Annotated in this window: 16 protein-coding genes; 12 read left to right on the forward strand and 4 right to left on the reverse strand. The window is 64.1% G+C overall.

Features of this window, described 5'->3' with window-relative positions; genetic code table 11:
• Nucleotides 1–107 precede the first annotated feature (107 nt).
• The 12 genes from pflB (at nt 108) to btsR (ending at nt 13611) form a co-directional block, all read left to right on the forward strand.
• Nucleotides 108–2363 carry a formate C-acetyltransferase gene (pflB, locus tag KI611_RS02170; protein WP_226418193.1) on the forward strand — a complete coding sequence of 752 codons (2256 nt, stop codon included), beginning with the start codon at nt 108–110 and terminating at the stop codon, nt 2361–2363.
• The gene (gene pflA, locus KI611_RS02175) at nt 2350–3144 is read left to right on the forward strand and encodes a pyruvate formate-lyase-activating protein (protein WP_226418194.1); all 795 of its coding nucleotides are present in this window, start codon (nt 2350–2352) and stop codon (nt 3142–3144) included. The genes pflB and pflA overlap by 14 nt, the downstream gene beginning before the upstream one ends.
• 154 nt (nt 3145–3298) lie before the next feature.
• Nucleotides 3299–4708, forward strand: a complete 1410-nt coding sequence (locus tag KI611_RS02180; protein ID WP_413463944.1) for a bifunctional enoyl-CoA hydratase/phosphate acetyltransferase — start codon at nt 3299–3301, stop codon at nt 4706–4708.
• Nucleotides 4709–4718: 10 nt separating this feature from the next.
• Nucleotides 4719–5930 (forward strand): acetate/propionate family kinase, encoded by a 1212-nt coding sequence (locus tag KI611_RS02185; RefSeq protein WP_226418196.1) that lies wholly within the window; start codon nt 4719–4721, stop codon nt 5928–5930.
• A gap of 69 nt (nt 5931–5999) precedes the next feature.
• Nucleotides 6000–6965 (forward strand): formate/nitrite transporter family protein, encoded by a 966-nt coding sequence (locus KI611_RS02190; protein WP_226418197.1) that lies wholly within the window; start codon nt 6000–6002, stop codon nt 6963–6965.
• Nucleotides 6962–8464, forward strand: a complete 1503-nt coding sequence (locus KI611_RS02195) for a methylmalonyl-CoA carboxytransferase subunit 5S (protein ID WP_226418198.1) — start codon at nt 6962–6964, stop codon at nt 8462–8464. Before KI611_RS02190 ends, KI611_RS02195 begins: the two co-directional genes overlap by 4 nt.
• A 21-nt stretch (nt 8465–8485) precedes the next feature.
• Nucleotides 8486–10024, forward strand: a complete 1539-nt coding sequence (locus tag KI611_RS02200; RefSeq protein WP_319002336.1) for an acyl-CoA carboxylase subunit beta — start codon at nt 8486–8488, stop codon at nt 10022–10024.
• Nucleotides 10025–10034: 10 nt separating this feature from the next.
• Entirely contained in the window at nt 10035–10319 is a 285-nt protein-coding gene (locus KI611_RS02205; RefSeq protein WP_226418200.1) for a hypothetical protein, read from the forward strand.
• Nucleotides 10320–10332: 13 nt separating this feature from the next.
• On the forward strand, nt 10333–10725 hold the full coding sequence (locus KI611_RS02210) for a DUF2118 domain-containing protein (RefSeq protein WP_226418201.1): 393 nt from the start codon (nt 10333–10335) through the stop codon (nt 10723–10725).
• A gap of 27 nt (nt 10726–10752) precedes the next feature.
• Nucleotides 10753–11094 (forward strand): hypothetical protein, encoded by a 342-nt coding sequence (locus KI611_RS02215; RefSeq protein ID WP_226418202.1) that lies wholly within the window; start codon nt 10753–10755, stop codon nt 11092–11094.
• An 85-nt stretch (nt 11095–11179) separates the two neighbouring features.
• Complete coding sequence (locus tag KI611_RS02220; RefSeq protein ID WP_226418203.1) at nt 11180–12901, forward strand: sensor histidine kinase; 1722 nt, start codon at nt 11180–11182, stop codon at nt 12899–12901.
• Nucleotides 12898–13611 (forward strand): two-component system response regulator BtsR, encoded by a 714-nt coding sequence (gene btsR / locus KI611_RS02225; protein WP_226418204.1) that lies wholly within the window; start codon nt 12898–12900, stop codon nt 13609–13611. The genes KI611_RS02220 and btsR overlap by 4 nt, the downstream gene beginning before the upstream one ends.
• 21 nt (nt 13612–13632) lie before the next feature.
• On the opposite strand, the gene KI611_RS02230 is transcribed toward btsR, so the two are convergent.
• The 4 genes from KI611_RS02230 to KI611_RS02245 all read right to left on the reverse strand — a co-directional run bounded on the left by KI611_RS02230 (nt 13633) and on the right by KI611_RS02245 (nt 19930).
• Nucleotides 13633–13917, reverse strand: a complete 285-nt coding sequence (locus KI611_RS02230) for a hypothetical protein (protein ID WP_226418205.1) — start codon at nt 13915–13917, stop codon at nt 13633–13635.
• Nucleotides 13918–14201: 284 nt separating this feature from the next.
• Nucleotides 14202–15599 carry an AdeC/AdeK/OprM family multidrug efflux complex outer membrane factor gene (adeC, locus tag KI611_RS02235; protein WP_226418206.1) on the reverse strand — a complete coding sequence of 466 codons (1398 nt, stop codon included), beginning with the start codon at nt 15597–15599 and terminating at the stop codon, nt 14202–14204.
• 1 nt (nt 15600) lies between these two features.
• Entirely contained in the window at nt 15601–18738 is a 3138-nt protein-coding gene (locus KI611_RS02240; RefSeq protein WP_226418207.1) for an efflux RND transporter permease subunit, read from the reverse strand.
• A gap of 10 nt (nt 18739–18748) precedes the next feature.
• Nucleotides 18749–19930, reverse strand: coding sequence for an efflux RND transporter periplasmic adaptor subunit (locus tag KI611_RS02245; RefSeq protein WP_226418208.1), 1182 nt, complete (start codon nt 19928–19930; stop codon nt 18749–18751).
• Between the last annotated feature and the right edge of the window lie 150 nt (nt 19931–20080).

The following is a 20080-nucleotide window of genomic DNA, read 5'->3' on the forward strand; positions in this document are numbered from 1 at the left end:
TCAACGGTAACGGCCTACCCGGCCGTTGCCAAGACCAGCGGCTGCGATGACCTACCAGAACATCGCAGCCGCCCGCCAAAAGCAGAATTACCTTCAAGGAGCAACAAATGAACGCACTCTACAAAATCGCAAGTCGCCAGGATCCGTGGGCCGGTTTTGCCACCGGCGAGTGGTCGAAGAGCGTCGATGTCCGGAGTTTCATCCAGGCCAATTACACCCCTTACCTGGGTGACAGTTCCTTCCTCAAAGGCCCGACGCAGCGCACCACCGCCCTCTGGGCGAAAATGCAGGAACTGTTGAAGCAGGAACAGCAGAAGGGCGTTCTCGATGTTTCTGCCGACCGCGCGTCGAGCATCACGGCGCACGATGCCGGCTATATCGACCAGGGCAACGAGATCATCGTCGGCCTGCAGACCGATGCGCCGCTGAAGCGCTCGATCATGCCGAATGGCGGTCTGCGCATGGTCGAAGGCGGCCTCGAAGCCTTCGGCTTCAAGATCGACCCGATCGTCTCCGAAATCTGGACCAAGTATCGCAAGGATCACAACAGCGGCGTCTTCGACGTCTATTCGCCGGAAATCATGAAGGCCCGCAAATCGGCCATCCTGACCGGTCTGCCCGATGCTTACGGGCGCGGCCGGATCATCGGCGACTACCGCCGGGTCGCCCTGTACGGCACCGACGCGCTGCGCGCTGCCAAGAAGCAGTCGTTCCACGAACTAGACGGTGCCGAATTCACCGAAAGCGTCATTCGCCTGCGCGAAGAAGTCTCCGAGCAATATCGCGCCCTCGACGAACTGAAGCAGATGGCCGCCCTGTACGGCTGCGACGTCAGCCGGCCGGCCGCCAACGCCCAGGAAGCCGTGCAATGGACCTACCTGGCCTATCTCGCCGCGGTCAAGGAACAGAACGGTGCCGCGATGTCGATCGGCCGCATCTCGACCTTCCTCGACATCTACTTCGAGCGCGACCTGGCCTCGGGCCTGATCAGTGAGGACGAAGCCCAGGAAATGATCGACGACCTGGTGATCAAGCTGCGCATCGTCCGCTTCCTGCGTACCCCGGAATACGACCAGTTGTTCTCGGGCGATCCGACCTGGGTCACCGAATCGATCGGCGGCGTCGGCGAAGACGGCCGGCCGCTGGTCACCAAGAGCAGTTTCCGCGTCCTGCATACCCTCTACAACCTCGGCCCGGCCCCCGAACCCAACCTGACCGTGCTGTGGTCGGCACGCCTGCCGCAGGGCTTCAAGGAATTCTGCGCCAAGGTCTCGATCGACACCTGCTCGGTGCAGTACGAGAACGACGATCTGATGCGCCCGTACTGGGGCGATGACTACGGCATTGCCTGCTGCGTTTCGGCGATGCGCATCGGCAAGCAGATGCAGTTCTTCGGGGCCCGCGCCAATCTGGCCAAGACCATGCTCTACGCCATCAACGGCGGCCGCGACGAACTCTCCGGCGAACAGGTCGGGCCGAAATTCCAGCCGATCACCGGCGATGTGCTCGATTACGACGAAGTCGTCGGCAAGTTCCTGCCGATGATGGAGTGGCTGTCCGGCGTCTATATGAAGGCGCTCAACACCATCCATTACATGCATGACAAGTACGCCTACGAGCGCATCGAAATGGCGCTGCACGACCGCGACATCCTGCGCACCATGGCCTGCGGCATCGCCGGTTTGTCGGTGGTCGCCGACTCGCTGTCCGCCATGCGTTACGCCAAGGTCCATGTGGTGCGCGACGAGCGCGGCCTGGCCACCGATTTCCGCATCGAAGGCGATTACCCGGCCTACGGCAACAACGACGAGCGCGTCGACTCCATCGCCACCTGGGCGGTCGAGACCTTCATGAACTACCTGAAGCGGCAGCGCGCCTACCGCGATGCGACGCCGACCATGTCGGTGCTGACCATCACCTCGAATGTCGTCTATGGCAAGAAGACCGGCAATACGCCGGACGGTCGCAAGGCCGGCCAGCCCTTCGCGCCGGGCGCCAACCCGATGCACGGCCGCGATCACAAGGGCGCCCTGGCCTCGATGGCCTCGGTCTGCAAACTGCCCTACACCTGCTCGCAGGACGGCATTTCCTACACCTTCACCATCGTTCCCGCCGCCCTCGGCCCAACCGAAAGCGAACGGGTCGCCAACCTGGCAACCATGCTCGACGGCTACTTCGCCAGCCATGGTCACCATATCAATGTGAATGTCTTCGATCGCGAAACGCTGATGCACGCCATGGATCATCCGGAGCTGTATCCGCAACTGACGATCCGGGTCTCGGGGTATGCGGTCAATTTCATCAAGCTGACCCGTGAGCAGCAGCTTGATGTCATCAACCGTACTTTCCATGCCAGCCACTAACTTCGCTTCGGCTTGCTCTGCCGCCACCTCCTCGGGGGTGTCGGCACGCCCGGCACTGCTCGAGGGCTGGGTGCATTCCACCGAAACCTTTGGCACGGCCGATGGCCCGGGCATCCGCTACGTGCTGTTCCTGTCCGGTTGCCCGCTGCGTTGCCAATACTGTCACAACCCCGATACCTGGCATCGCCAGGACGGCACGCTCACCCCGGTTGAGGACGTATTGGCCGACATCGGCAGCTATCGCGGCTTCATCCGGGCGAATGGCGGGGTCACGCTGAGCGGCGGCGAGCCGCTGGTCCAGGCCAGGTTCTGCAAGGCCGTGCTGCAGGGTTGCAAGGCGATGGGCCTGCATACCGCGCTCGATACCTCCGGTTACCTGGGCAACCTGGCCGACGACGAATTGCTGGCCAATGTCGATCTGGTGCTGCTCGATATCAAGGCGGCCAGCGGCCGGCGCTATCACCAGCTGACCGGCGTCGAACTGAAGCCGACCATCAAGTTCGCCGAGGATCTGGCGGCGATCAACAAGGCGGTGTGGCTGCGTTACGTACTGGTTCCCGGCCTGACCGACAACCTCGACGAAATCGAGTCGCTGGCGACCTTCGCCGCCGGGCTGGGCAATGTCGAGCGGGTCGATGTCCTGCCGTTTCACAAGTTGGGCGAACACAAGTGGCGCGATCGCGGCCTGGATTATCGGCTTGAACGCGTCGAACCGCCATCGCAGGAATTGCTTGAAACCGTGCGGCAGACGTTTCGCGCCGCCGGACTTCTGGCGCACTGATCGCCTCGATCGGCACCGCGCCAACAAACAAGCGTCAATTGAGTATTAGGAGAATAGCGTGTTAGCAGAATTCGCTTCAAAAATCGGTCTGGATGCCAGCTTGCTGGCCAACGGTTCGCCCGCCGCGGCGCTGCCCTGTTTCGATCAACAGGCGCTGGCTGCCGGTGTCGACAACGTGCCTTTCGACGAGATCGAAATCGGCCAGTCGGCGAGCATGTCGCGGCAATTGACGATGGACGACATCGAGTTGTTCGCCACCGTTTCGGGCAATACCAATCCGGTCCATCTCGACAAGAATTTCGCGGCCAATACCAGCCACCACAAAATCATCGCCCACGGCATGTGGTCGGGGGCGCTGGTCTCCGGGGTGCTGGGTTCGAAGTTGCCGGGGTCGGGCACGGTCTATCTCGGCCAGAATCTCAATTTTGAGCATACCGTCGGCCTCGGCGACACCGTTACCGCAACGGTGACGGTGATCGAGAAAAAGCCGGCCAGCAATATCGTCATCCTCGACTGCATCTGTGTTAACCAGCGTGGCGAAGTCATCGTCACCGGCAATGCCGAGGTCGTGGCGCCGACCCAGAAGGTGCACCGCGACGCGCTCGACCTGCCCGAAGTGCAACTGATCCACCACGACCAGCACGATGCCCTGCTGCACAAGTGCGACGACCTGGTCCCGGTGCCGACGGCGGTGGTTTATCCGTGCAACGAGAGTTCGCTGCGCGGTGCCGTCGAGGCGGCCGAGGCCGGCTTGATCTCGCCGGTCCTGGTCGGCCCGGCCGCGCTGATCAAGGAGATCGCGATGACTTTCGATCTCGACATCAGCCCGTACCGTCTGGTCGATGTCGAACTCGCCCCGGACGCCGCCGAAACGGCCGCCCGCCTGGCGCGCGACGGCGAGGTCGAAGCGCTGATGAAAGGCTCGCTGCATACCGACGAATTGATGGGCGCCGTCGTCCGCAAGGAGAACTGCCTGCGCACGCGTTCGCGGATCAGCCATGTCTTCCTGATGAACGTGCCGACCTATCCGCGCCCGCTGCTGATCACCGATGCGGCGATCAACATCGCCCCGACGCTGGAGGACAAGGTGCATATCGTCCAGAACGCGATCAATCTGGCCCGCGTGCTCGGCGTCGCCAAACCGAACGTGGCGATCCTCTCGGCGGTCGAGAACATCAACCTGAAGATTCCCTCAACGCTGGAAGCCGCCGTGCTGTGCAAGATGGCCGACCGCGGACAGATCACCGGCGGCGTGCTGGACGGCCCGCTGGCTTTCGACAACGCCATCTCGGCCGAGGCCGCCAAGACCAAGGGCATCAACTCGCCGGTCGCCGGCGCCGCCGACATCCTGCTGGTGCCCGATCTCGAATCCGGCAACATGCTGGCCAAGCAGCTTTCCTTCCTGGCCAATGCCGATGCCGCAGGCATCGTCCTCGGCGCCAAGGTGCCGATCATCCTGACCAGCCGCGCCGACAACCTGCGCTCGCGCCTGGCCTCCTGCGCCGTCGCTGCCTTGCTCGCCACCGCCAACCGCAAGGCGCATCCAGCGCCCGCCGGCAACTGAGGAGCGGATCATGACTAGCAAACAAGCCGCCTACCTGGTCCTCAATGCCGGCTCGTCGAGCCTGAAATTCTCGGCCTTCCGCCAGCAGGCCGCCAGCGCCGATCTGGAAACCCTGCTCTCCGGGCAGATTTCCGGTATCGGCAGCAGCGCCCACTTCGCCGCCAAGGGGGCGGACCGCCGCCTGCTCGCCGAGCATCGCTGGGACGACAAGGATTCGCTGTGCCGCGATACGCTGCTGCAATATGTGCTGCGCTGGGTCCGCGCGACGCTGGTCGACGACGAGATCGTCGCCGTCGGACATCGCGTCGTGCATGGCGGACTCGCCCTCGGCCAGCCGATGCGCGTCAGCCCGCAACTGCTCGACCAGCTCGACAGCCTGGTCCCGCTGGCGCCCTTGCACCAGCCGCACAATCTGGCGCCGATGCGCATCCTCGCCAAGAACTTCCCGGATCTGGAGCAGGTGGCCTGCTTCGATACCGCTTTCCACAGCAGCCAGCCGGCCATCGCGCGCAGCTTCGCCTTGCCCCAGGCGCTGACCGATGAAGGCGTGTGCAGCTACGGCTTCCACGGCCTGTCCTATGAGTACGTGACCAGTCAGTTGCTGGAGAATCGCCCCGATCTGGCGGAAGGCCACGTCGTCATCTGCCATCTCGGCAATGGCTCGAGCCTGTGCGCGGTCAAGGGCGGGCGCAGCATGGATACCTCGATGGGCTTCTCGGCCCTCGACGGCGTGCCGATGGGCACGCGGGCCGGCAGCGTCGATCCGGGCGTCATCCTGTACCTGATGCGTGAGAAGAAGATGGGCCTGGAAGAGCTGGAAGACCTGCTCTACCGGCAATCCGGCCTGCTCGGCGTGTCCGGCGTGTCGAACGACATGCAGGTACTGCAGGCCTCGGACGACCCGCGCGCCCAGAAAGCCGTCGAGCTGTTCTGCTTCCGCGTCGCCAAGGAAGTGGCGGCCCTGGCGGCATCGATGGGCGGCCTGGATGCCCTGGTGTTCACCGCCGGCATCGGCGAGAACTCGCCGGAGATTCGCGCCCTGATCGCCGAGCGTCTCGAATGGCTGGGCGTCAAGGTCGATGCCGCGGCCAACCGGAATCGCGAGTATTACATCGCGGCAACGGACTCCAAGGTGCCGGTCTTCGTCATCCCGACCAACGAAGAAATGATGATCGCCAAGCACACGATCAACGTGCTGGGGCAAACGATCGGCCATGCCTGAGCGGTTCAGGCAGCGGATGACCATGGCAGCCGGGTGACAGCACCCGGCCGCTTCACAGGAAGGCATGAAATGCTCAAGAAAATAGACGGCGGGCGCCTCCTCGAGGCGCGCGACAGCAGCCGGCCGACGGCGGCGCATGGCGAGGCGAGCCTCAGCTTCGCGCTCGACCCCCTGATGCCGGACGCCATTGCCCAGGCGGCGGAGGATGTCGGCGTCAAGAAAGCCAAACTCAGTCCGGGTGTGCTATTCGGCTTGTCGGTGCTGGGCGGGGCGTTCGTCGCTCTCGGCGGGCTGTTCGCCACGGTGACGATTTCCGGCGCGGCCGGGCATCTGCCCTACGGGGTGATGCGCCTGCTGATGGGGGCGACTTTCTCGCTCGGCCTGATGCTCGTCGTCATCGCCGGCGCCCAACTGTTCACCAGCGACGCGCTGATGGTCATGGCCTGGGCCAGCGGCCGGCTCAAGACCGGGCGCATGCTGCGCGTGTGGACCACCGTCTGGCTGGGCAATTTCGTCGGCGCGCTGGGCGTCGCCGCCCTGGTCTTCCTGTCCGGCCAATACACCTTCGGGCATGGCGAAGTGGGCGCCTCGGCGCTTTACCTGGCCACCGCGAAAAGCACGCTGGCGCCGGACAAGGCCTTCTTCCTCGGCATCCTCTGTAACGTCCTGGTCTGCCTGGCGGCCTGGGTGGCCATGGCGGCACGCAGCATCGGCGACAAGATCCTGGCGATGTTCTTCCCGATCGCCGCTTTCGTCGCCGCCGGCTTCGAGCACTGCGTCGCCAACATGTATTTCATCCCGGTCGGCCTGTTCATCAAGTGGTGGGCGCCCGACGCCTTCTGGGCCGATCTGGCCAGCCATGGCGGCACGCCGCCGGAAATTCCGCTCGATCAGTTCGCCATCAACCTGGCCGCCGTCACGCTCGGCAACTGGGTCGGCGGCGCCGTGCTGGTCGGCGCCGTCTATTGGCTGATCTTTCGCAGCGGCAGCAAGCTCGCCGACCCGATCAAGGAAAAGCTCTACAAAAGCATATGACCAAAACAATCGACATCACCGAGCTGTGCCTGCGCGACGCGCACCAGAGTCTGCTGGCGACCCGGATGGCGCTAGCCGACATGGTGCCGGCCTGCGCCGACATTGACCAGGCCGGCTACTGGTCGGTCGAATGCTGGGGCGGCGCGACCTTCGACGCCTGCATCCGTTTCCTCAACGAAGACCCGTGGGAACGGCTGCGCGTCTTTCGCAAGTTGCTGCCCAATTCGCGGCTGCAGATGCTGCTGCGCGGCCAGAACCTGCTCGGCTACCGGCATTACGAGGACGGCGTCGTCGACCGCTTCGTCGACAAGGCGGCCGAGAACGGCATGGATGTCTTCCGCGTCTTCGATGCCCTCAACGACATCCGCAACATCCGCCATTCGGTCCAGGCGGTACGCCGCAACGGCAAACATGCCCAGGGGACGATCTGCTACACGGTCAGTCCGCTGCACACCACCGAAACCTTTGTGGCAATGGCCGAACAACTGGTCGACCTCGGCTGCGACTCGATCTGCCTGAAGGACATGGCCGCACTGCTCAAGCCGCAGCCGGCCTACGACATCGTCAAGGGCATCAAGACGCGCTGCGGCGAGGGCGTGCGCATTCACGTCCATACCCATGCGACGACCGGCGTCACGCTGGTCTCCCTGATGAAAGCCATCGAAGCCGGCGCCGACTGCGTCGATACCGCGATCAGCTCGCTCAGCCTCGGCCCCGGCCACAATCCGACCGAGAGCCTGGTCGCCATGCTCGACGGCACCGGCTACGAAGCCCGCCTGAACAAAGCCTGCCTGCATCGCATCAAGGATCACTTCGCCGCCTTGCGGCCGCGCTACCAAGCTTTCATGTCGAACATCCACGGCGTCGAGACCGACATCTTCGACAGCCAGATCCCGGGCGGCATGATTTCCAACATGGAAAGCCAGCTCAAGCAGCAGAAGGCGGAAGACCGCCTCGATGAGGTTCTGGTCGAAGTGCCACGGGTCCGCGAGGATGCCGGCTTTCCGCCGCTGGTCACGCCATCCAGCCAGATCGTCGGGACGCAGGCCGTGTTCAATGTGCTGATGGGCCGCTACAAAGTGATGTCCAGCGAATTCGCCGACCTGATGCTCGGCTATTACGGCCAGGCACCGGGCGAGCGCGACCCGGCGGTCCTCGCCCTGGCCGAACAGCACGCCCACAAGCCGCCCATCGAACAGCGCCCGGCCGATCTGCTGCAACCCGAGTGGGGCGCCCTGCAGGCTGCGGCGACAGCGTTGCCGGGTTGCGACGGCAGCGAAGAAGACGTCCTGACCTACGCGATGTTCCCGCAGGTCGCCCCCGGTTTCTTCGCCAGCCGCGCCCTTGGCCCGAAGAACCTCGGCGTCGACCCGGCGCCGCCCGCCGCTCCGGCCGGCAGCCCGGCCGGCGAGGCGGCCCCGCTGCGCAGCCCGATCACCTACGACGTCAAACTGAACGGCCGCTCGCACCGGGTCTCGGTGACGCCGGTCAGCGAATAGACAGGACGAACCATGAGCACCATGCAAGAGAAGATTGCCGAACTGCGCCGCCGCCGCGCGGTGAATGCCCTCGGCGGCGGCGCCGAGAAGCAGGAGAAGCATCGCCAGTCCGGCCGGCTGACCGCCCGCGAACGGGTCGCCGCGCTGGTCGATGCCGACAGCTTCGAGGAAGTCGGCCAGTTCGCCACGCATCGCGCGACGCTGTTCGGCATGGCCGACAAGGTCTTTGCCGCCGATGGCGTGATCACCGGCGCGGCCTCGGTCGGCGGCCGGCTGGTCCATCTGGCCAGCCAGGATTTCACGGTGGCCGGCGGTTCGGCCGGCGAGACGCATTCGATCAAGGTCGCCGAGATCATGCAATCGTCGCTGAAGACCGGCTCGCCCTTCGTCTTCATCAACGATTCCGGCGGCGCCCGGGTACAGGAAGGGATCGCTTCGCTGTCCGGTTACGGCAAGGTGTTTCACGCCAACGTGCTGCTCTCCGGCGCGGTGCCGCAGATCTCGCTGATCTGCGGGCCGTGCGCCGGCGGCGCGGCCTATAGCCCGGCACTGACCGACTTCATCATCCAGACCCGCCAGGCGCAGATGTTCATCACCGGGCCGCAGGTCATCAAGCAGGTCACCGGCGAGAGCGTCACCGCCGAGGAACTCGGCGGGCCGGATGCGCACATGGTGCACTCCGGGGTCATCCACTTCATCGCCGACGACGATCAGCACGCCATCGCGCTCTGTCGCAAACTGCTCGCCTTCCTGCCGGCCAATAATCTCGAAGATCCGCCGCTGGTCGAGGGCGATTACCTGATCGAAGCCAATCCGCTGCTCGAAACGCTGTTGCCCGAGGAAAGCAAGCAGGGTTACGACGTCCGGACGGTGATCGCGGCGATCGTCGATGAGGCCGATTTCCTCGAAGTCCAGGCCGGCCATGCGATGAACATCGTCGTCGGCTTTGCCCGGGTGTGCGGCGCCTCGGTCGGCATCGTCGCCAACCAGCCGTCGGTCAAGGCCGGCGTGCTCGACATCGATGCGTCGACCAAGGCGGCGCGCTTCATCCGTTTCTGCAACGCGTTCAACATTCCGCTCGTCACCTTCGTCGATGTGCCGGGCTTCATGCCGGGCGTCGAGCAGGAGTACGGCGGCATCATCCGCCATGGCGCCAAGCTGCTCTTCGCCTATTCGTCGGCGACCGTGCCGAAGATCACGATCATCCTGCGCAAGAGCTACGGCGGTGCCTACCTCGCGATGTGCGGCAAGGATCTCGATGCCGACCGGGTGTTCGCCTGGCCGACCGCCGAAATCGCCGTGATGGGCGCCGAAGGCGCGGCCGAGATCGTCTTCCGCAAGGAGATCGGCGAGGCGGCCAACCCGGAGCAACGGCGGGCCGAGCTGATCGCCAGTTATCGCGAGACCTTCTCCAACCCCTATGTCGCCGCCGAACAGCGGCTGGTCGATGCCGTCATCGAACCGGCCCTGACCCGCCAGCACATCGCCCAGGCGCTCGAGTACCTGCGCATCAAGCGGGTGCCCCGGCCGCACAAGAAGCACGGTTTGATACCGCTGTGAGAAGGCTCGCATGAAAAACAAACAACCCGAAGACGACTTGCTGGCGCTGATCGCCCTGATGCGCGCCGAGATCGGAACGCTGACCGGCCGGGTGTCGCAACTCGAGCACGGCCTGGACGAGAGGGCATCGGCCGGGCGGGCTGAAATCGGCGAAGAGACCTTGCTCGCCATTTCGGCGGCGGTCGCCGCTTTCCTCGGCGTGCCGGCCCGCATCCGCCAGGTCCGCGTCGTCCACTCCAAGGTCTGGGCCCAGGTCGGGCGCATCGGGGTGCACGCTTCGCACCGCCTCAATTGATCGGGAAACCAGCATGAAACTGAAGATCACCATCGCCGACACCACCTACGAGGTCGATGTCGAAGTTGCCGAAGCCGACCACGCCAGCCTGCCGCCGGCCTATCCGGTCGGCTCGGCCAGACTGGCCGGCAGCGCCGCCAGTCCGCCGAGCGCCGCGCCGGCCAGCCTGCCCGATCGGCCCCTGGCCGACGAGGACCGGGTCTGCCGCAGCCCGGTCTCCGGCGTCGTCGTCAAGGTGTTCGCCAAGGCCGGCGACAACATCCAGGCCGGCGATTCGTTGCTGCTGCTCGAAGCGATGAAGATGGAAACCAACATCACCGCCCCGGTTGGCGGCGTCGTGGCCGCAGTCAAGGTCGGGGCCGGCCAGCATGTCCAGACCGGGAACATCCTGATCGAGTTCGTTTAAGGCAGCCGGGACGGCAAGGAGGTAGCGATGGCAACGATTCAGGCAGAGGCCGGGGGCTTCTTCAGAAACCCCGGTCGCGAGGTGGCACGCCTCGAAGACGAAGTGGCCCGCCGGCTGCGCCTGCTCGGGATCGCGCCGGACGACCGGGCAGGCATCCGGCGATTGTTGGCCGGCCCGCCGGCCGGCAAGGCGGGCGGCCAGCATGATTCGACGACCGCCGATCTGCTCGGCCTTGGCCTGCTACTGGTCAGATTGCTCCGCCAGTCAGCCTCGGCCGGCCGCGATCCGGGTCTCGGACCGACCAGCCGCGCCTTCATCGATGGCGTGCTCGGCCGGCGCAGCACGCCATCGGCATTGCCCGAAAAATGATCGATGAATTGCCCGGCGCCGACCGGCCGAATGCCGGGTGGTGAATGAGGTTTTGGCGCCTCGTTTGTCAGCATAGAATGCGCAAATGATTCTCGACTCAATCGAACTGACCCTGACGCTGTTGCAGCAAACCTGCGTCTATCTGGTCATCGCCTATCTGCTCAGCCGGACCCGGATTTTCATCCCGCTGATGCACGTCACCATCCAGTTGCCGCACCGGGTGACCTGCTATGTCGTGTTCTCGCTGTTCTGCATCATGGGCACCTATCTCGGTCTGAAGATCGACGATTCGATTGCCAACACGCGCGCCATCGGCGCCGTTCTCGGCGGCATTCTCGGCGGGCCGTCGGTCGGGCTGGCGGTCGGCTTTACCGGCGGCCTGCACCGTTATTCGCTGGGCGGTTCGTCGGCTTTCGCCTGCATGGTGTCGACGGTCATCGAAGGCCTGATCGGCGGGCTTTTCCATCGCTACATGACGCAGCGCGGGCACTTCCGCTCGCTGTTCAATCCGCTTGCGGTGGCCCTCGTCACGCTGGCGGCGGAAGTGGCGCAGATGCTGGTTCTGCTGCTGCTGGTCGAGCCGCCCGGCGTGGCCAAACACCTCGTCGAGCAGATCGCCGTGCCGATGCTGGTCGCCAACGCGCTGGGCGCCGGGATGTTCATGCGCATCCTGCTCGACCGGCGCCAGCTTTACGAGCGCCAGTCGAGCGTCTTCTCGACCAAGGCGCTGGCCATCGCGGCGCGCGTCGAAGGGCTGCTCCGTTCCGGTTTCAATATCGACACCAGCACCCTGGTCGCCCGGATCATCTACGAAGAAACGGGGGTCGGCGCCGTCGCCATCACCGATACGGAAAACCTGCTGGCCTTCATCGGCATCGGCAGCGACCATCACGTGCCGGGCACGCCGATCAATTCGGTGCTCACCCACCGGGCCATCGAGAACAACGAAGTGGTTTACGCCGACGGCAACGAAGTGGCCTACCGCTGCTCGATCAGCGCCAAGTGTCCGCTCGCCGCGTCGCTGATCATTCCGCTGCTCGGCGAGGAAAACCGGGTGATCGGCACGATCAAGCTCTACGAACCGCGGACCCGGCTTTTCTCGACCATCAACCGGGCGCTCGGCGAAGGGATCGCCCGCCTGCTTTCCAACCAGATCCTGGCCGGCCGCTACGTGCGGCAACGCGAGTTGCTGGCCCAGTCGGAAATCAAATTGCTGCACGCCCAGGTCAATCCGCATTTCCTGTTCAACGCCCTCAACACCTTGTCGGCGGTTATCCGGCGCGACCCGGAGCGGGCCTGCCATCTCGTCCTCAACCTGTCCACCTTCTTTCGCAACAACCTCAAGCGGCCGAGCGAAGAGGCCAGTCTCAATGAGGAAATCGAACACGTCACGGCCTACCTTGAAATCGAACAGGCGCGTTTTCTCGGCCAGCTGGTGGTCGATTTCGATATCCCGGACGATTTGCGCCATATCCGCATGCCGGCCTTTTCGCTGCAGCCGGTCGTCGAGAACGCCATCAAGCACGGAACTTCGCAACTGCTCGGTGTCGGCCGCATCCGCATCTCGGCCAGGGCGAGCGACGATATGCTGTTGTTGAGCGTCGAAGACAATGCCGGCCTGTATGTCGAATCCTCCGGCGGCACAGGGCTCGGCATGCATCTGGTGCAGCGGCGCATCGCCATGCGTTACGGTTCTTCGTTCGGGCTCGAGGTGGCGTGCGAACGCGACGTCTTTACGCGTGTCACACTCAAGCTGCCGCTCAAGCCTTGCGACGCACCGACTGCACTGGAGGGCTATCACGCATGAAGGTTCTGATCATCGACGACGAGTTGCCGGCCCGCGAAGAAATCGCCCGCCTGCTCGGCAAGGAGCCCGACATCGAGATTCTCGGGCAGTGCGCCAATGCGATCGAAGGCATTTCCGCGATCAACCGGTTGAACCCCGAGGTCATTTTCCTCGACATCCAGATGCCGCGCGTCAGCGGCCTGGAGATGCTGGGCATGCTCGACCCGGAGAAAATGCCGCGCGTCGTCTTCCTGACGGCCTTCAACGAATACGCCTTGCAGGCCTTCGATCAGAATGCCTTCGATTATCTGCTGAAGCCGATCGATCCGGTCCGCCTCGATGTCACCCTCAAGCGCCTGCGCCGCGACCGGACGCCCAGTCCGGCGCTGTTCAACGCGGCGGCACCGTTGAAGCAGATCCCTTGTCCCGGCCACCACCGGGTGCTGTTGATCAAGATCGACGACATCGAATACGCCACCTCGAAGGCCAGCGGCGTCTATGTGACGATCGGCAACGGCAGCGAACATTTCACCGAACTGACGCTGCGCACCCTGGAAGAAAAGACCCCTTTCCTGCGCTGCCACCGGCAATACCTGGTCAACCCGGAGCAGATCAAGGAAATCAGTTTTCTCGAAGCCGGCACGGTTGAAATCATCACCCGCAACAACCACCGGATACCGGTCAGCCGCCGCCTGCTCGGCGAACTCAAGGAAAAGCTCGGACTGCTCTGAGGCCCGGCCGGGTTGCCCGGCTCAGACGAGCTTCCAGCCGTCGATGAACAGATAGTGGCGGCCCCAGAAGGTTTTCGCGCGGATCAGCAGTTCCTGCCGGCTCGGGAAGCAATACGGGACAAAAACCTCGGCGCCCTGAATCCGGGTCAGCGCGTGCTGGTCGGTCTGGCGCGGCGTGCCGAAGCGGACGGCCGGGCAGGTGGTTATTTCCAGGCAACAGGCTTCGATGGTTTCCGGCACGTCGATATAGACCGGCTGCTGGCGCTCGGCAATCAGGGCCAGGGCATCTTCTGAGAGGGTAAGCATGGCAATGCGCTCCAGGTGATGGTGATTCCCACGGCGACTTCCGCTGACAACGGAAGGGGTGCGATGGGGACAAGCGATGGCGAAACGGAATTTCGCCAGCCTTTTCACCTCCCATTTTAGGAATGCCCACCAGGGGCAAAGCGATATTCGCGCTAACGGTCAGCCAGGGCGGTCGTGCGGTCGCCAGATGGCGGCGAGCGGTTAGCGCGAGTGAGCCGGTTGGGTCGATTCAGTCGCGCATCTTGCCCGGCAACTCGGGCAAGCCGTCGGTTGATGGCGCCCGCTCATAGAGCCCCGCCACCCATCACCTTGTAAAAGGTGACGCGATTGCCGTAGTTGGCCAGGCGGACGGTAATCAGGTTTTGCTGGGCCGCATACTCGGCGCGTTGCGAGTCGAGTACCGAAAGATAGCTGTCCACGCCCTTGTCGAAACGGGCGCGCGATAAACGATGGCTGGCGGAAGTCGCCTCGACCAGCGCCTGCTGGGCCGCCAGCTGCTGCTGCAAAGGGATGTTCTGGACCAGCGTATCGGCGACTTCGCGGAAGGCGGTCTGGATGGCTTTCTCATACTGCGCCAGACTGATCTGCTCCTGGATCTTGGCGACATCGAGATTGGCCCTGATCCGCCCGGCATCGAAAATGGGCAAGCTGATCTGGGGAACGAAGCGCCAGGCCGCGGAGCCAGAACCGAACAACTCGGCGAGTTGGTTGCTCGCCGAGCCGCCGCTGGCCGTCAGACTGATGCTCGGAAAGAAGGCGGCGCGGGCCGCGCCGATGTTGGCATTGGCCGCTTGCAACTGGCGTTCGGCCTGGAGGACATCGGGACGCCGCTGCAAATGGGCCGACGGCAAGCCGGCCGGGATGTCGGCGATGCCGGAAACGCTTGCCGGTGCGTCGGCCTGCAGCATTTCCTCGGGCAGGTCGTTGCCGGCCAGCAGAACCAGGGCGTTGCGATCCAGGGCCTGTTGGCCGGTGTAGCGGGCCACGTCGGCCCGTGCCGACTCGACGCTGGTCTGCGCTTGATGGAGGTCCAGCGCCGAGCTGCTGCCCAGTTCGAAGCGCCGCTTGGTCAGCGCGTAGGAGGCCTGCTGGCTACGCCAGGTCTCTTCGGCCAGCTTGAGGCGCTGGCTATCGGCGGCCAGCGTCAGGTAGGCGTTTGCTACTTCGGCGATCAGGCTGATCCGGGCGCTGCGCTGTGCCTCTTCGGTGGCCAGGAACTGGTATAGCACCTGGTCCTTGAGGCTCCGGATGCGCCCGAAGAAATCCAGTTCGTAGGAGGCAAAGCCGAGGTTGGCACTGTATTCATGCGAAACCACCGCCTGCCCGGTGTTCGACAGGCTGGCCGGGATGCGTTGGTTGGTGCCGCTGGCGCCGGCGTTGATGCTCGGGAACAGATCGGCGCGCTGGATCTGGTACTGGGCGCGGGCTTTTTCGATATTCAGCCCGGCGACGCGCAGGTCGCGGTTGTTGGCCAGCGCCAGGGCGATCAGCTGGCGCAGCTTGGGGTCGGTGAAAAAGCTCTCCCAGCCGAGTTCCGCCGGCGATGCCGCGACCGTGGCGGCCACGCCGCCGGGCCATGTGGCGGCGACCGGTGCGGCCGGCGTCGAATAGTCGGGGGCCAACGTCGTGCAGCCGCTGATCAGGGCAGTCGCCAAGGCAGCGGCGAGAATGGTCCGGGACATATCAGTGATCCTCCTGGGCAAGCGTCGGCTTGCCTTTGAAAATACGACGCACGGCGACGAAGAAGAGCGGGACGAACAGCACGGCAAGGACGGTGGCGCTCAGCATGCCGCCGATCACGCCGATCCCGATCGCGTTTTGGGCGCCGGAGCCGGCGCCGCTCGAGATGGCCAACGGCAGTACGCCGAGAATGAAGGCCAGGGAAGTCATGATGATCGGACGCAGGCGCAGGCGGACCGCTTCCAGCGTCGCTTCGATCAGTTCCTTGCCATGCTCCATCTGTTCCTTGGCGAACTCGATGATCAGGATGGCGTTTTTGGTCGACAGACCGATGATCATCAGCAAGCCGACCTGGAAGTAGACGTCGTTCGACAACCCGGCCAGCGACGCCCCGAGCAGGGAGCCGATGACGCCGAGCGGCACGACCAGCATCACCGCAAACGGGATCGACCAGCTTTCATAGAGGGCGGCCAGACACAGGAAGACGACGAGCAGCGAAATGGCGTACAGGGAGGGGGCCTGCGATCCGGACATGCGTTCCTGGTAGGACAGGCCGGTCCATTCGTAACCGATGCCGGGCGGCAGTTTGGCCGCCATTTCTTCCATCTGCGCCATGGCTTCGCCGGTGCTGCGCCCGGCTGCCGCATCGCCCATGATCTCGGCGGAGGCCAGGCCGTTGTAGCGTTCCAGCCGCGGCGAGCCATACGCCCAGTGGGCCGAGGCGAAGGAAGAGAACGGCACCATCTCGCCGGCACTGTTGCGGACATACCATTTGTTGAAGTCCTCGGGCTGCATCCGGGCCGTGGCATCGCCCTGCAGAAAGACCCGTTTGACGCGGCCTTTGTCGATGAAGTCGTTCACGTAGGAACTCCCCCAGGCGGTCTGCAAGGTGTTGTTGATGTCGGACTGGCTCAGCCCCAGGGCGCCGGCCTTGGCCAGATCGATGTCGAGTTGGTATTCCGGCGTATCTTCCTGGCCGTTCGGACGGACGGCGATCAGGGCAGGGTTTTGCGCCGCCATGCCGAGCAGTTGGTTGCGCGCCTCCATCAGCTTCTGGTGACCCAGGCCGCCACGATCCTGCAACTGGAAGTCGAAGCCCGTCGCGTTGCCCAATTCGACCACGGCCGGCGGAGCGAAGGCGAAGGCCATGGCGTTACGAAAGGTCGAGAAGTAGCCCATGGCCCGGCCGGCGACGGCCGCGACTTTGAGATCCGGTCGCTTGCGCTCGCTCCAGTCCTTCAGATTGATGAAGGCCAGGCCGTTGTTCTGCCCACTGCCGCCGAAGCTGAAGCCGATCACGGTAAAGACCGAATCGACGGCTTCTTTCTGCTCTTCGAGGAAGTGACGTTCGACTTTCTCGATGATTTCCAGCGTTCGCTCGGTGGTGGCGCCCGACGGCAGCGTCACCTGGGCCATCAGGAAGCCCTGGTCTTCATCCGGCAAGAAAGCCGTCGGCAGGCGCATGAACAGTGCGCCCATGCCGATGATGATCAGGCCGTAGATCAACAGGTAGCGCTTGCTGCGCCCGAGCATGCGCTGGATCGTCGACTGGCTGGCACTGTTGGTGCGGTCGAAGATCCGGTTGAACCAGGCGAAGAAACTGCCCAGCAGGCCGCCTTCGCCTGCCGTATGGCCCTTGTCCACGGGTTTGAGCAAGGTTGCGCACAAGGCCGGGGTGAGGACCAGCGCGACGACGACCGAGAGGACCATGGCCGAGACCAGGGTGATCGAGAACTGCCGGTAGATGATGCCGGTCGAACCGCCAAAGAAGGCCATCGGCACAAAGACGGCGGACAGCACGAGGGCGATGCCGATCAGGGCGCCGGTGATCTGGCCCATCGACTTCTTGGTCGCCTCGCGTGGCGGCAAACCTTCCTCGCTCATGACGCGCTCGACGTTTTCGACGACGACGATGGCGTCATCGACCAGCAGGCCGATGGCCAGCACGACACCGAACAGGGTCAGGGTGTTGATCGAATAGCCGGCGGCCGACAGTACGCCGAAGGTCCCCAGTAGCACGACCGGAACGGCGATGGTCGGGATCAGCGTGGCGCGGAAATTCTGCAGGAAGAGGTACATCACCAGGAAGACCAGGGCGATGGCTTCGACCAGCGTCTTGATCACTTCCTCGATCGAGATCCTGACGAAGGGCGTCGTATCGTAGGCCACCACCGCTTTCATGCCGGCGGGAAAGAAAGGGGTCAGCTCTTTCATCTTGGCGTTGACCGCATCGGCGGTATCCAGCGCATTTGCGCCGGTGGCGAGCTTGACAGCCAGACCGGTCGCCGGTTTGCCGTTGTAGCGCGAGACGATGTCGTAGCTTTCGCCGCCCAGTTCGATCCGGGCAACATCGCGCAAACGGACCATGGCGCCGTTTGCCGTCGTGCGCAGGATGATGTTGCCGAACTGCTCCGGCGTCTGGAACCGACTCTGCGCGGTGACCGTGGCATTGAGCTGTTGCCCTTTGACGGACGGCATGCCGCCCAGCTGGCCGGCGGAAACCTGGGCATTCTGCGCCGTGATGGCAGCGCTGACATCGCTTGTCGTCAGGCGATAGTTCTGCAACTTGGCCGGGTCGAGCCAGATCCGCATGGCGTACTTGCTGCCGAAGAGCTGGGTTTCGCCGACCCCGTTGATCCGGGCGACGACATCCTGGATATTCGCGGCGACGTAATCCCCCAGGTCGATATCGGTCATGCCGCCATCCTCGGAGACAAAGCCCAGGATCATCAGGAAATTCGACGTGGCCTTGGCGACCTGCACGCCCAGCTTCTGGACCTCTTGCGGCAGCATCGGCGTGGCGAGGGCCAGCTTGTTCTGGACCTGGACCTGGGCGACATCGGGATTGGTGCCGGAGTCGAAGGTCAAGGTAATGGTCACGGTCCCGGAGGAGTCGCTGGCGGAAGACATGTAGGCCAGATGATCGATGCCTTTCATCTTCTGCTCGATGACCTGGGTGACGGTGTCTTCAACCGTCTTGGCCGAGGCGCCCGGGTAGGACGCGCTGATCGAGACGGCCGGCGGGGCAATGGGCGGGTACTGGGAAACCGGCAGGGTGCGGATGGCCAGCACGCCGGCCAGCATGATCACGATGGCGATCACCCAGGCAAAAATAGGCCGATCAATGAAGAAACGCGACATGAAATGCCCCTTAATGTTGCGCGGCGGCGGCCGGCGCAGCCGGCACGGCCTTGTCCGCGGAGACCGGGTGGACCGCCATGCCCGGCGCGATCTTTTGCAGGCCGTCGACAATCAACTTGTCGCCGGCCTTGAGGCCTTCGCTGACCAGCCACTTGTCGCCGACCACCCGGCGGGTCTTGAGGACACGCAATTCGACCTTGTTGTCCGCGCCAACCACCAGGGTCGTCGGGTTGCCCTTGGTGTCGCGGGTCACGCCCTGCTGCGGCGCCAGGATGGCCTGGGCCTCGTCGCCTTCTTCCAGCACCGCCCGGACATACATGCCGGGCAGCAGGTCGCCCTTGGGGTTGGGAAAGACGGCGCGCAGCATGATGGTGCCGGTATTCTGATCGACCGTGACATCGGAGAACTGCAGCTTGCCGGGCAGGGGGTAGGCGCTGCCATCTTCGAGGAGCAGTTTGACCGCCGCCTGATTGGCGCCGGCCGGCTTCAGCTGGCCGCTGGCGAGGTCACGCTTGAGACGGAGCAACTCGGCGCTGGATTGCGTCACATCCACGTAGATCGGATCGAGCTGCTGCACGGTGGACAGCGCCGATGCCTGGCTGGCCGTTACCAAGGCCCCCGGGGTGACGCTGGAACGGCCGATCCGTCCCGAGATCGGGGAGGCTACCCGGGTGTAGTCGAGATTGATCCGGGCCGTTTCGACTGCGGCTTTGGCGGCGGCCACGTCGGCTTGCGCCTGTTTCAGGGCGGCCTGACTGTCGTCGTTGTCCTGTTGACTGACCGCCTTGATGGCCACCAGCTCTTCATATCGGGAAGCCTTGTTGCGCGTACTGACCAGGCTTGCCTCCGCCTTGGCCAGACTGGCCCGGGCGCTGTCGTAAGTGGCTTGATAGCTTGCCGGATCGATCTGATAGAGCGGCTGCCCGGCCTTGACCTCGGCCCCCTCGACGAACTGCCGTTTCTGGATAATCCCGCCGACCTGGGGGCGGACCTCGGAAACCAGATAGGCCGAGGTTCGGCCTGACAGCTCGGTCGTCAGCGTCAGCGCTTGCGCCTGGATGTCTATTACCCCGACTTCCGGCGGCGTCGCTGCCGCCTCCGAGGCTGCCTGGCGACCACAGCCGCTCAGCATGACAGCGCTGAATACCAACGCGACGCCGGCCGGGAGCAGCCGTTTGATTTTGATTGCCATAGCCAACCTCGTTCCACAGGTGAAAGGGCGAAGAACTTTCCGTCCAACGACAGAGAGTGCATGAATGGAGTGAACGTTCATTCTAGTTCGAGCGCTCATTCTATATTAGAATTAAAAGATAACCAATGCCTTGAACCAATCGCCAGGAAC

The organism is Dechloromonas denitrificans, from assembly GCF_020510685.1.
GTDB lineage: Bacteria > Pseudomonadota > Gammaproteobacteria > Burkholderiales > Rhodocyclaceae > Azonexus > Azonexus denitrificans_A.